This window comes from Citrobacter sp. CK195 (assembly GCF_030333365.1).
GTDB classification, from domain to species: Bacteria; Pseudomonadota; Gammaproteobacteria; order Enterobacterales; family Enterobacteriaceae; genus Citrobacter_B; species Citrobacter_B koseri.
Map to the genome: position 1 here is coordinate 721022 of NZ_JAOWGB010000026.1, position 11755 is coordinate 732776.

An 11755-nucleotide genomic window follows, 5' to 3' on the forward strand; every position below is an offset into this window, starting at 1 on the left:
GGCGCTATATACATGGAAGCTAAAAAAATGATGAAATAGTCTACCACTTAACTTAATTCACATCACCGCCTGGAATGACACGTCAGCAGCGGATTGAGCAATAGAAATGAAAAAACCGAATCACTCTGGCAGCGGTCAAATCCGCATTATTGGCGGACAATGGCGGGGCCGTAAACTTCCGGTTCCCGACAGCCCAGGGCTGCGCCCGACAACCGACCGGGTTCGCGAGACGCTGTTTAACTGGCTGGCGCCGGTCATGGTAGACGCCCACTGTCTGGATTGTTTCGCCGGAAGCGGCGCGCTGGGGCTGGAAGCGCTTTCCCGCTATGCGGCGGGCGCGACGTTGCTGGAGATGGATCGCGCCGTGTCACAGCAGTTACAAAAGAATCTTGCTACGCTAAAGGCAGGCAACGCCCGCGTGGTCAACGCCAATACGCTGGCCTTTCTGGCGCAGACCGGTACGCCGCACAACGTGGTGTTTGTCGATCCCCCGTTTCGCAAAGGGCTGCTGGAAGAGACGTTAAGCCTGCTGGAAACGCACGGCTGGCTGGCTGATGACGCGTATATTTACGTCGAAAGCGAAGTCGAAAACGGTCTGCCGCCCGTCCCGGCAAACTGGTCGTTGTATCGTGAAAAAGTGGCCGGACAGGTCGCATACCGCCTGTATCAACGGGAAGCACAAGGAGAAAGCGATGCTGATTAATCTGGGTCGATTACTGATGCTGTGCGTCTGGGCATTTTTACTACTGAATATTTTCCAACCCTTTCCACGCCCGCTGAATATTTTCGTCAACGTCGCGCTGGTCTTTATGGTGCTGATGCACGGTATGCAGCTGGCGCTGTTAAAAAGCACCATGCCTAAAGACGGCCCGCAGATGACCACCGGCGAGAAAATCCGTATTTTCCTGTTCGGCGTGTTTGAGCTGCTGGTGTGGCAGAAGAAATTTAACGTTAAAAAATAACCTTTTGCCGGATGGCGGCTGCGCCTTATCCGACCTACAACCCCCTCAGACCGTAGGCCCGATAAGCAACACGCCATCGGGCGAAATCTTATGGCTGGGCGACAAAATCGACAAACCGCGAACCTTTGTAACTCAGCGTACCTTTATCCCCGACCGTTAACGCATGGTACTGTTGGGCATCAAGCCGAAACGTCTGCTCAAGCCCGCCGCGTTGCGGTTTAAAGCTAACCTCATAGCGCATACTGGTGCCCGCTGGCGTCACCTGCTGCTGACGCGAGCGCCGCTCGTTGATCGGCTTTTCGCGCTTATTGCTCACCACTACCTGCTTTTGCTGCAATGGCGCGGCATCGTTATCGGCTTTTTCTCGCCGCTGCGAAACAAAGCGAAACGACGCGGCGATAACAATCAAGCCAATGATAACAATGAAAAAAAGTGGTGGTTTACTCATCATTTTAACCCATCAGAAAATGCGGAAATAAGCATACCCTGCCCGTTATGGTGTTGTCATCTGCCTGCGCCGACCTCTACACTGGACAACAGGGCCGTGAGCATACCGCTCGCGAAAAAATAACGAATTCAAGGAACTAAGATGCTTTGGTCGTTTATCGCTGTCTGTCTTTCCGCATGGCTATTTGTGGACGCATCCTATCGTGGGCCAGCGTGGCAGCGCTGGGTCTTTAAACCTCTCACCCTGATTCTCCTTCTTTTACTCGCCTGGCAAGCGCCGATGTTCGACGCGATCAGCTACCTTGTGCTGGCGGGCCTGTGCGCCTCGTTGCTGGGCGATGCGTTGACGCTGTTGCCGCGCCAACGTCTGCTGTACGCCATTGGCGCATTCTTCCTGTCGCACCTGCTGTACACCCTCTATTTCGCCAGCCAGATGACGCTGTCGTTCTTCTGGCCATTGCCGTTAGTGCTGCTGGTGTTGGGCGGGTTGCTGATTGCGGTGATCTGGACGCGTCTGGAAGAGCTGCGCTGGCCGATATGCACCTTTATCGCCATGACGCTCATGATGGTCTGGCTGGCCGGTGAACTGTGGTTCTTCCGCCCGACCGCCCCGGCGCTCTCTGCTTTTATGGGCGCATCGTTGTTATTCCTCGGCAACATCGTCTGGCTGGGCAGCCATTACCGCTGCCGCTTCCGCGCGGATAACGCTATTTCCGCCGCCTGCTACTTTGCCGGGCACTTCCTGATTGTCCGCTCACTTTATCTTTAATAACGCTTGACTCTGGAGTCGACTCCAGAGTGTATCCTCCGGTTAATGAGAAAATTATCATCAACCGGAGGATGCCATGTTGACACCCGATACTGATGGCAAAAAAGTCCCACAATTTTCATCCTTCAAACTGGCGCCAGCCCCCCGGAAGGTAGATGACTGCTGCTGTGAGGGCGCCTGCGCAACGGAAGCTCTCGTTCCCGACACCATCGAAGGGACGCGTTACACCTGGAAAGTCGCCGGTATGGACTGCGCCGCCTGCGCCCGTAAAGTCGAAAACGCCGTGCGCCAGGTCGGGGGCGTCAATCAGGTACAGGTGCTGTTCGCCACCGAGAAACTGGTGGTGGATGCGAATGCCGATATCCGCCAACACGTTGAACGCGCCGTACAAAAGGCGGGTTATACCCTGCGTGATGAACAGGCCACAGCAGAGGCGCGCGAATCCCGGCTGCAAGAAAACCTGCCGCTGATCACGCTCATCATTATGATGGCGATTAGCTGGGGGCTGGAGCAATTCAACCATCCGTTCGGCCAACTGGCGTTTATCGCCACCACACTGGTCGGCCTGTATCCCATTGCCCGTCAGGCGCTGCGCCTGATGAAAACCGGTAGCTGGTTCGCTATCGAAACGCTGATGAGCGTGGCGGCGATTGGCGCGCTGTTTATTGGCGCGACGGCGGAAGCGGCGATGGTGCTGCTGTTATTTCTGATCGGCGAACGCCTCGAAGGGTGGGCTGCCAGCCGTGCCCGCAAAGGAGTCAGCGCGCTGATGGCCCTCAAACCGGAAACTGCCACGCGCCTGCGCGATGGCGTGCGCGAAGAGGTGGCGATCAACACCCTGCAACCCGGCGACATTATCGAAGTGGCGGCAGGCGGGCGCTTACCCGCCGACGGCAGGCTGGTCTCCGGTTTCGCCAGTTTTGATGAGAGCGCGCTCACCGGCGAGTCGATTCCGGTCGAGCGCTCAACGGGCGAGAAAGTCCCCGCCGGCGCCACCAGCGTGGATCGGCTCGTTACGCTGGAGGTGCTGTCAGAACCGGGCGCCAGCGCGATTGACCGTATCCTGAAGCTGATTGAAGAAGCCGAAGAACGCCGCGCGCCCATTGAGCGTTTTATTGACCGCTTCAGCCGGATTTACACCCCGGTGATTATGGCCGTCGCGCTGCTGGTCACGCTGGTGCCGCCGCTGCTGTTTGCCGCGTCCTGGCAAGAGTGGATTTATAAGGGACTCACGCTGTTGCTGATTGGCTGCCCGTGTGCGCTGGTCATTTCCACTCCGGCGGCCATCACCTCCGGGCTGGCGGCGGCGGCACGTCGCGGGGCGCTGATTAAAGGCGGCGCAGCGCTGGAGCAGCTAGGCAGAGTCACTCAGGTGGCGTTCGATAAAACCGGCACCCTGACCGTAGGGAAACCGCGCGTCACCGCCATCCATCCGGCAAGCGGGATCGGCGAAGCGGAGCTGCTGGCGCTGGCGGCGGCGGTGGAACAAGGCGCGACGCACCCACTGGCGCAGGCCATTGTGCGTGAAGCGCAGACGCGTGAACTGACCATTCCGCCAGCGCTGGAGCAGCGCGCGCTGGTCGGTTCGGGTATCGAAGCTCAGGTTAATGGCGAGCGCATCCTGATTTGCGCCGCAGGCAAACGCCCGGCGGAAGCCTTTGCCGGGCAAATCAGCGAACTGGAAAGCGCCGGACAGACGGTCGTGCTGGTGCTGCGCAACGACGACGTACTCGGCGTGCTCGCCCTACAGGATACGCTGCGCGATGACGCCCGCACCGCGATCGGCGAGCTTAATCAGTTAGGGGTGAAAGGCGTGATCCTGACCGGCGATAACCCACGCGCGGCTGCGGCCATTGCCGGAGAGCTGGGCCTGACGTTTAAAGCGGGCCTGCTGCCGGAAGATAAAGTCCGGGCGGTGACGGCGCTCAATCAGCACGCCCCGCTGGCGATGGTGGGTGACGGCATTAACGACGCCCCCGCAATGAAAGCCGCCGCGATAGGTATTGCGATGGGAAGCGGAACGGATGTCGCGCTGGAAACGGCAGACGCCGCCCTGACGCATAACCGCCTGCGCGGGCTGGTACAGATGATCCAGCTGGCGCGCGCCACCCACGCTAATATTCGTCAGAACATCGCGATTGCCCTGGGGCTGAAAGGGATCTTCCTCATCACCACGCTGCTCGGCATAACCGGTCTGTGGCTGGCCGTGCTGGCGGATACTGGGGCGACGGTGCTGGTGACCGCCAACGCGCTGCGGCTGTTGCGTAAAGGGTAGATTGTCGCCTGATGGCGCCAGGCTTATCAGGCCTACGGGGATCATGGCACGAACCCACGCAGGCCTGCTCATCCGGCGAAGCGAAGGCGCTTACTGCACGTCGGCAATCGCCTTCATCAACGCCTGGTGTTTTTCGCCATACTGCGCGCGGACCGGTTCGGTGGCCTTCACGAAATACGCTTTATCAATTTCGTGGAACTGCACGCCGCCAGCCTTCATCTTCGCTAATGCCTCCTGGTTGTAGGCATCCCACAATTTACGCTGCTCAAACTGCGCTTCGCGCGCCAGCGTCAGGATCTTCTGCTGCTCATCCGCAGTCAGCTTGTCCCACTTCACTTTGGAATAGAGCAGCATTTCCGGGGTGATAAAGTGCCCGCTGAGGGTGTAATTCTTCGCAACCGGCATGTAGTTATGCGCGACAAAAGTCGGCGGGTTGTTTTCCGCACCGTCAATCACGCCGGTCTGCATACCGCTAAACACCTCGCTCACCCCCATCGCCACCGAGTTCGCCCCCATGTCTTTCAGCGTATCCAGCGCCACCGGGCTTCCCTGCACGCGAATCTTCATACCGTGGAGATCTTCCGGCTTTTCCACCGGGTTTTTGGTAATCAGGTTGCGCGTCCCGGAGTCCATCCAGCCAAGAAACACCAGACGTGATTTCGGGTTGTTCGTCAGCTTATCGCCAATGCTTTTCCCGATATCGCCATCAATAATTTTGTGCATGTGGTCTTCGTCGCGGAACACATAGGGCAGCGTAAAGACTTCGATATCCGGCAGAATAGCCGCCACCGGCGCCATCGATACGCGAATCATATCAATCGCGCCGATTTGCGCCTGTTCAATCATCTGTTTCTCATCGCCCAGCACGCCGCCCGGGAACACTTTAATTTCCAACTTACCGTCGGTTTGTTGTTTGAGTTTTTCGCCCATTTTCTGCACGGCGACGACATTCGGATAGCCCTGCGGATGGACATCCGCCGCTTTAATAACCTGCGCGAAAACGGAATGGGAAAACAGTATTGACGCGGTAGCCAGGCACAGGGAAGCCGCGAGCGGCTTGAGAGTCACTTTCATCGGGTCAGCTCCAGAGGTTGAGAGGGTAGCGTTAAAACATTGTTTTAGTTTTTACGCTTAAACCGTAGCCGATGCCCTGAAAGATGAAGGTGAAGTGCTTCACAAAAAAGCAGGAAAAATTGAAACGATGGTTTAAAAATGTCGCAGCGGTCACGCCGGTTTTATCCGGCTGAGACTCAATGCTTTTTACGCAGCAAATAACGATACGGCAGCGAATCCGTCTCTTTCGCCATCAGCTCATGTTCCATAAACGTACAAAAGCCAGGAATATCGCGGGTTGTCGCCGGATCGTCGGCAATAATCAGCAGCGTTTCGCCCGTTTGCATGTTACGCACGGTTTTACGCACCATCATTACCGGTTCCGGGCAGCGTAGCCCCTGGGCATCAAGCGTATGGTCGGGGGAGGAAAACAGATCGGTCATCTTCGTCTCATTCACTAAAAAAACGGCTGTAGTTTACGCCCTGTTTGCCCGTAAGCAAATCAAGTTAACGATTGCGTGAAAAACAACCATTGCAATACGTTTTCAAAGCAGTATGATGCGGCGGTTTTATTGGGTTCCCTCACCCCAAATATCGATCAAAAAGGTACAATATGAACTCCTTTACTCAAATACAGCGCGTAAAAGCGTTGTTCTGGCTATCGCTATTCCACTTACTGGTGATCACCTCCAGTAACTATCTGGTACAGCTTCCGATCTCTGTTTTCGGGTTCCACACGACGTGGGGCGCCTTTAGCTTTCCCTTTATTTTTCTCGCGACCGACCTGACCGTGCGCATTTTTGGCGCGCCGCTGGCACGACGGATAATCTTTGCGGTGATGATCCCGGCACTGCTCATCTCCTATGTCATCTCATCGCTGTTTTATATGGGTTCCTGGCAGGGATTTGGCGCGCTGCTGCACTTCAACCTGTTTGTCGCGCGTATCGCCACCGCCAGCTTTATGGCGTATGCGCTGGGCCAAATTCTGGATGTACACGTCTTTAACCGCCTGCGCCAGAACCGCCGCTGGTGGATGGCCCCCACGGCCTCCACGCTGTTTGGCAACGTCAGCGATACCCTCGCCTTCTTCTTCATCGCTTTCTGGCGCAGCCCCGATGCCTTTATGGCCGAGCACTGGATGGAAATCGCCCTTGTCGATTACTGCTTCAAGGTGCTCATCAGCATTATTTTCTTCCTGCCGATGTATGGCGTATTGCTGAATATGTTGCTGAAAAGGCTGGCAGATAAATCTGAAATCTCGGCATTGCAGACGAGTTAAAGGTTCATTTTCCGAGTTGTGATAAGATGGATGAATGAGCCGTTATGGCCGTTTATCGAAAGGAAGAAGTCAATGCGCAATCTGGTTAAATATGTCGGTATTGGCCTGCTGGTTATGGGGCTTGCGGCCTGTGATAACAACGATACCAATGCTCCGGCAGAGGGAACCTCTACGGAAAGCAACGCAACCGGACAACCTGTCAGCCTGCTGGACGGTAAGCTGACGTTCTCACTGCCAGCGGATATGACCGACCAGAGCGGCAAGCTGGGCACTCAGGCCAATAATATGCACGTCTACTCTGACGCGACAGGCCAGAAAGCGGTGATCGTGATTGTTGGCGATAACACCAATGAAGACCTCGCCGTGCTGGCGAAACGTCTGGAAGACCAACAGCGCAGCCGCGACCCGCAGTTGCAGGTCGTGACCAATAAAGCCATCGAGCTGAAAGGCCACACGCTGCAACAGCTGGACAGCATTATCTCTGCGAAAGGCCAGACCGCGTACTCTTCCGTACTGCTGGGCAAAGTGGATAACCAACTGCTGACCCTGCAAATCACGCTGCCAGCAGACGATCAGCAGAAGGCGCAAACCGCCGCTGAAAACATCATTAACACGCTGGTCATCCAGTAACGGTTAAGACGATGACACGGCCTCCTGCGATACCGCCGGAGGCCGTTTTTTTAACCGCCAGGTCAGCAACAGCGCAATCGCCACCAGACCCGCCGCCGCCAGATAGATAACCGGCACACCCGCCCAGGTCATCAGCAGCCCCGCCAGCGGCCCGGTCACGCCCAACGATAAATCCATAAACACCGTATAGGTCGCCAGCGCCGCCCCCTGATTCTGCTGCGGCACCGCCTTTACCGCCACCACGCCCAGCGCCGGGAAGACCAGCGAGAACCCTGCCCCCGCCAGTAACACGCCAATTTTCGCCATCCACGGCATCAGCGCTACGCCCACCAGCAGCAGCCCGATAATCTCCACGCTAAAGCAGATCATCGCCACGTTTAAGCCGCCTAACCGATTGATGCCATTGGGGAACAATAAACGGGCGCCCACAAACGCACAGCTAAACAGCGTGAGCGCGAAGGCGGCGCCATCCCACCCTTTCGCGTCATAAAACAGCGTGATGAAGGTGGCGATAACGCCGAATCCCGCGGATGCCAGCGCCAGCGCCATTCCATACAGCCAGACGCGCCCAAGCACGGCGCGAAACGGCAGCGGTTTGCCCTTACTGGCTTTCACCGCCGGGCGCGGGAGCGCAAACAGCACGGCCAGCAGCGCCACGCCCATGATCGTCAACGCCAGCCCCTGTAACCTGCCCCAGGCGTAAAACAGCACGCCAAGCGGGGCGCCCATCGCCATCGCGCCATACGTGACAATACCGTTCCACGAAATCACCCGGCCAATATGCAGCGACCCCACCACGCCTACGCCCCAGAGCGTTGATCCGGTTCCGGCGAAGCTTTGTCCAATGCCCAGAATGACACGCCCCAGGCATAACAGCAGCAGGCTTGCAATCGGCCAGCCGCTGGCGAATCCCGCCAGGAGATAGCTCAGGCCGCTCAGAAAGCAGCCGCACAAACCAAAGACGACAACCTTTTTCGGCCCCAGCAGGTCAGCGTAGCGCCCCGCATGAGGGCGGCTCACGAGCGTCGCAAAATATTGTAAGCTTATGACCAGCCCCGCCCAGAAGGCGCTAAACCCCATCACATCATGGACATAGCCCGGCAGGACTGCGAGTGGCAAACCGATCGTCAGATAACTGGCGAAGTTAAAAATCACAACAGAAACGATACGCAGATTGAGGCGCAATCCGCTAAGCGCCGGTTCAGCGACGGGTTCGGGCATGGGAGGTCACCACGTTTTTACAACAGTGTTTCATTTTTATCATGCTGAGTCGCGAAAATCAGTAGCAAGATTAAGAATATTGGTCTCAGGCCAGGCGCTACACTTAGAAAAAATGCAAAAAGGAAGATGACATGACAACCCCTCAACCCGACAAAACGGGGATGCATATTCTGCTCAAACTGGCGTCGTTGGTCGTCATACTGGCAGGGCTCCATGCCGCAGCAGATATTATTGTGCAGCTCTTACTGGCGCTCTTTTTCGCCATTGTCCTCAACCCGCTGGTAACCTGGTTTATTCGTCGCGGCGTTAACCGCCCGGTGGCGATTACCCTCGTGGTGGTCGTGATGCTTATCGTGCTGACGGCGCTGATCGGCGTGCTGGCTGCGTCAATCAATGAATTCGTCGCCATGCTGCCAAAATACAACAAGGAGCTGACGCGTAAGGTTCTGCATTTGCAGGAGATGCTGCCCTTCCTCAACCTGCACATGTCGCCGGAACGCCTGCTGCAACGCATCGACTCCGATAAACTGATGACCTTCACCACCACACTGATGACCGGCCTTTCCGGGGCGATGGCAAGCGTAGTCCTGCTGGTGATGACGGTGGTGTTTATGCTGTTCGAAGTTCGCCACGTTCCCTACAAACTGCGTTTCGCGCTGAACAACCCGCAAATTCACATTGCAGGTTTACACCGGGCGCTCAAAGGCGTGTCGCACTATCTGGCGCTGAAAACGCTGCTGAGCCTGTGGACCGGCGTGATTGTCTGGCTGGGGCTGGCGCTGATGGACATCCAGTTTGCGCTGATGTGGGGCGTGCTGGCGTTTTTACTCAACTATGTCCCTAATATTGGTTCGGTCATTTCAGCAGTGCCGCCGATGATTCAGGCGCTGCTGTTCAACGGTTTCTACGAATGCGTTCTGGTCGGCGCGCTCTTTCTGGTGGTGCATATGATCATCGGCAATATCCTGGAACCGCGCATGATGGGCCACCGCCTGGGAATGTCCACGCTGGTGGTGTTCCTCTCTTTACTGGTGTGGGGATGGTTATTAGGCCCGGTAGGGATGCTGCTTTCCGTTCCGCTTACCAGCGTCTGTAAGATCTGGATGGAGACCACCAAAGGCGGCAGCAAGCTGGCGATTTTACTGGGGCCGGGTCGCCCGAAAAGTCGGTTGCCCGGATAATTAATTTACCTACCAACCAGGGTAGTTTTTATCTACGCACCTGCCCGGTAAACTGTCATGCGTTTTAAATATATGTGGCAGTTTACCTTAAATGAAATATGTCCTGGCGCCCGTTATTTAATAAATAAGAAACAGAATTCACCGGAATAAAGCGACTTAACTCAAACAGATATAACAATACCGCATTCAGTCGGTTTTCGCGTGAAATGAAAAATGCATAAAATAAAAACCGACGCCATTATGGCTGGCGTTCGTTATTAATAAATTAATAAGCACATTATTAGTCAACTAGTTAATTGATAGGGAGTTTTCATGAAACAATTCATTAAATGGTTTGCCGCTATTGCGGTTGTGGGTGCTCTGGCGGGTTGCGCGCGTACTGCGCCTATCGATCAGGTTCACTCCAGCGTGAGCGCGGGCCATACTCAGGAGCAGGTCAAAAACGCCATTTTGAAAGCAGGCGTTCAACGTCAATGGATCATGTCTGAAGTCGGGCCTGGCGTTATCAAAGGACGTCAGCAGACGCGCAACCACGTCGCTGAAGTGCGCATTACCTACTCCGCCACCAGCTACGACATCAAATACGACAGCAGCCTCAATTTGCAGGCTTCCGGCGGCAAAATTCACAAAAACTACAACCGCTGGGTACATAACCTGGACAAAGACATCCAGGTTAACTTGTCCGCAGGCGCGAGTCTGTAATTCAGGCGGTACGCACTTTCATTCAGGCGGCATTGAGCTGAACGTTCACGCGTCAAAAGCGGCGGCCTGAAAGATGACGCGGATTATTAAAGTCGGGTCGAAGACGGCCCGATAACTCGCTTTTACCCCCTCTTAACAGGTTGTCCCCATTATGTACGAACAGGACTCGCTCAGCGCACTGGATGCCATCACGGAAGCACAACGTATCGCCTTCGCCCCCATGCTTTTCCAGGCCGCATTGTGTCTGCGTAACGCGGGTGTGCTGACATATCTGGATCGGCAGGGTAAACGCGGCGCAACGCTCGACGATATCACTGAAAACAGCAGCATCAATGAATATGCCGCCAGCGTACTGCTGGATATGGGATTAAGCGGACGTATTATTACTCACAAAGAGGGGCATTATTATCTCGCGAAGGTGGGACATTTTCTTCTGCATGACGCCATGACCCGCATAAATATGGATTTCACCCAGGATGTTTGCTATCAGGGGCTGTTTTATCTGGAAAATGCGCTAAAGGAAGGCAAACCGTCAGGACTGAAAATATTCGGCGACTGGCCAACGATTTATCCCGCGCTGTCGCAATTACCGCAGGCGGCGCGTGACAGTTGGTTCGCCTTCGATCATTACTATTCCGACGGCGCATTTGACGCCGCGCTGCCTTATGTATTCGCCAGTCGCCCGGCAACCCTGTACGATGTGGGCGGAAATACCGGGAAATGGGCATTACGCTGCTGCCAGTACGATGAAAATATCGCGGTCACTTTATTAGATTTGCCACAACAAATTGCACTTGCCCGTAAAAATATCGAAAATGCAGGATTATCTCATCGCATAGATTTCCATGCAGTGGATATGCTGGGTGATACGCCTTTACCCGGAGAGGCCGATATCTGGTGGATGAGCCAATTTCTGGACTGCTTTTCACCGGAACAGATTATCACCATGCTCAGTAACGTTGCCCGCGTGATGAAACCCGGCGCAAGGCTGTGCATTATGGAGCTGTTCTGGGATGCGCAGAAATTTGAAGCGGCCTCTTTTAGCCTGAATGCGTCTTCGCTTTATTTTACCTGTATGGCAAACGGCAACAGCCGTTTCTACAGCGTAGAGAAGTTTTATCACTACCTGGACATGGCAGGGTTCCAGGTGGATGAACGCCATGACAACCTGGGCGTTGGGCATACTTTATTGATATGCCAAAAGAAAAAATAACAAAGTGACGTTAAAAAAACGTC

At 55.3% G+C, this 11755-nt stretch carries 13 protein-coding genes; 9 read left to right on the forward strand and 4 right to left on the reverse strand.

The window, feature by feature from the left end; all coding sequences use genetic code 11:
* The first annotated feature begins 106 nt into the window (after positions 1–106).
* Both rsmD and OGX93_RS20815 read left to right on the forward strand, forming a co-directional pair.
* The gene (rsmD, locus tag OGX93_RS20810; protein ID WP_012135578.1) at positions 107–703 is read left to right on the forward strand and encodes a 16S rRNA (guanine(966)-N(2))-methyltransferase; all 597 of its coding nucleotides are present in this window, start codon (positions 107–109) and stop codon (positions 701–703) included.
* Positions 693–962, forward strand: a complete 270-nt coding sequence (locus OGX93_RS20815) for a DUF1145 family protein (protein ID WP_012135579.1) — start codon at positions 693–695, stop codon at positions 960–962. The genes rsmD and OGX93_RS20815 overlap by 11 nt, the downstream gene beginning before the upstream one ends.
* 88 nt (positions 963–1050) lie before the next feature.
* Here OGX93_RS20815 and OGX93_RS20820 read toward each other — a convergent pair whose 3' ends face one another.
* Positions 1051–1410, reverse strand: coding sequence for a DUF2500 domain-containing protein (locus tag OGX93_RS20820; protein ID WP_104868086.1), 360 nt, complete (start codon positions 1408–1410; stop codon positions 1051–1053).
* A 141-nt stretch (positions 1411–1551) separates the two neighbouring features.
* On the opposite strand from OGX93_RS20820, the gene OGX93_RS20825 reads away from it, so the two are divergent.
* Positions 1552–2178 carry a lysoplasmalogenase gene (locus OGX93_RS20825; RefSeq protein WP_012135582.1) on the forward strand — a complete coding sequence of 209 codons (627 nt, stop codon included), beginning with the start codon at positions 1552–1554 and terminating at the stop codon, positions 2176–2178.
* Between the two features lie 76 nt (positions 2179–2254).
* Positions 2255–4453: a Zn(II)/Cd(II)/Pb(II) translocating P-type ATPase ZntA gene (gene zntA, locus OGX93_RS20830; protein ID WP_047460553.1), complete on the forward strand. Its 2199-nt coding sequence runs from the start codon at positions 2255–2257 to the stop codon at positions 4451–4453.
* Between the two features lie 90 nt (positions 4454–4543).
* On the opposite strand, the gene OGX93_RS20835 is transcribed toward zntA, so the two are convergent.
* Positions 4544–5527, reverse strand: coding sequence for a TRAP transporter substrate-binding protein (locus tag OGX93_RS20835; RefSeq protein WP_012135584.1), 984 nt, complete (start codon positions 5525–5527; stop codon positions 4544–4546).
* A 176-nt stretch (positions 5528–5703) separates the two neighbouring features.
* The gene (gene tusA, locus OGX93_RS20840; RefSeq protein WP_012135585.1) at positions 5704–5949 is read right to left on the reverse strand and encodes a sulfurtransferase TusA; all 246 of its coding nucleotides are present in this window, start codon (positions 5947–5949) and stop codon (positions 5704–5706) included.
* 170 nt (positions 5950–6119) lie between these two features.
* On the opposite strand from tusA, the gene OGX93_RS20845 reads away from it, so the two are divergent.
* A complete protein-coding gene (locus tag OGX93_RS20845; protein ID WP_012135586.1) occupies positions 6120–6785 on the forward strand; it encodes a 7-cyano-7-deazaguanine/7-aminomethyl-7-deazaguanine transporter in 666 nt (221 codons plus the stop codon).
* A 72-nt stretch (positions 6786–6857) separates the two neighbouring features.
* The gene (locus tag OGX93_RS20850; protein ID WP_024131033.1) at positions 6858–7415 is read left to right on the forward strand and encodes a DcrB family lipoprotein; all 558 of its coding nucleotides are present in this window, start codon (positions 6858–6860) and stop codon (positions 7413–7415) included.
* Positions 7416–7418: 3 nt separating this feature from the next.
* On the opposite strand, the gene OGX93_RS20855 is transcribed toward OGX93_RS20850, so the two are convergent.
* Positions 7419–8636, reverse strand: a complete 1218-nt coding sequence (locus tag OGX93_RS20855) for an MFS transporter (protein WP_286448927.1) — start codon at positions 8634–8636, stop codon at positions 7419–7421.
* 131 nt (positions 8637–8767) lie between these two features.
* On the opposite strand from OGX93_RS20855, the gene OGX93_RS20860 reads away from it, so the two are divergent.
* The 3 genes from OGX93_RS20860 to OGX93_RS20870 all read left to right on the forward strand — a co-directional run bounded on the left by OGX93_RS20860 (position 8768) and on the right by OGX93_RS20870 (position 11732).
* Positions 8768–9817, forward strand: a complete 1050-nt coding sequence (locus tag OGX93_RS20860; RefSeq protein ID WP_047460519.1) for an AI-2E family transporter — start codon at positions 8768–8770, stop codon at positions 9815–9817.
* A 324-nt stretch (positions 9818–10141) separates the two neighbouring features.
* Positions 10142–10519, forward strand: a complete 378-nt coding sequence (locus tag OGX93_RS20865; RefSeq protein WP_214143605.1) for a hypothetical protein — start codon at positions 10142–10144, stop codon at positions 10517–10519.
* 151 nt (positions 10520–10670) lie between these two features.
* Positions 10671–11732: a class I SAM-dependent methyltransferase gene (locus OGX93_RS20870; RefSeq protein ID WP_012135593.1), complete on the forward strand. Its 1062-nt coding sequence runs from the start codon at positions 10671–10673 to the stop codon at positions 11730–11732.
* Positions 11733–11755: the final 23 nt, after the last annotated feature.

Excerpts from the sequence above, each read along its gene's own strand:
- OGX93_RS20855 (WP_286448927.1), bottom strand. The coding sequence starts at position 8,636 with ATGCCCGAACCCGTCGCTGAACCGGCGCTTAGCGGATTGCGCCTCAAT.
- zntA (WP_047460553.1), top strand. The coding sequence starts at position 2,255 with ATGTTGACACCCGATACTGATGGCAAAAAAGTCCCACAATTTTCATCC.
- rsmD (WP_012135578.1), top strand. The coding sequence starts at position 107 with ATGAAAAAACCGAATCACTCTGGCAGCGGTCAAATCCGCATTATTGGC.
- OGX93_RS20850 (WP_024131033.1), top strand. The coding sequence starts at position 6,858 with ATGCGCAATCTGGTTAAATATGTCGGTATTGGCCTGCTGGTTATGGGG.
- OGX93_RS20860 (WP_047460519.1), top strand. The coding sequence starts at position 8,768 with ATGACAACCCCTCAACCCGACAAAACGGGGATGCATATTCTGCTCAAA.
- OGX93_RS20820 (WP_104868086.1), bottom strand. The coding sequence starts at position 1,410 with ATGAGTAAACCACCACTTTTTTTCATTGTTATCATTGGCTTGATTGTT.
- tusA (WP_012135585.1), bottom strand. The coding sequence starts at position 5,949 with ATGACCGATCTGTTTTCCTCCCCCGACCATACGCTTGATGCCCAGGGG.
- OGX93_RS20870 (WP_012135593.1), top strand. The coding sequence starts at position 10,671 with ATGTACGAACAGGACTCGCTCAGCGCACTGGATGCCATCACGGAAGCA.
- OGX93_RS20835 (WP_012135584.1), bottom strand. The coding sequence starts at position 5,527 with ATGAAAGTGACTCTCAAGCCGCTCGCGGCTTCCCTGTGCCTGGCTACC.
- OGX93_RS20815 (WP_012135579.1), top strand. The coding sequence starts at position 693 with ATGCTGATTAATCTGGGTCGATTACTGATGCTGTGCGTCTGGGCATTT.
- OGX93_RS20845 (WP_012135586.1), top strand. The coding sequence starts at position 6,120 with ATGAACTCCTTTACTCAAATACAGCGCGTAAAAGCGTTGTTCTGGCTA.
- OGX93_RS20825 (WP_012135582.1), top strand. The coding sequence starts at position 1,552 with ATGCTTTGGTCGTTTATCGCTGTCTGTCTTTCCGCATGGCTATTTGTG.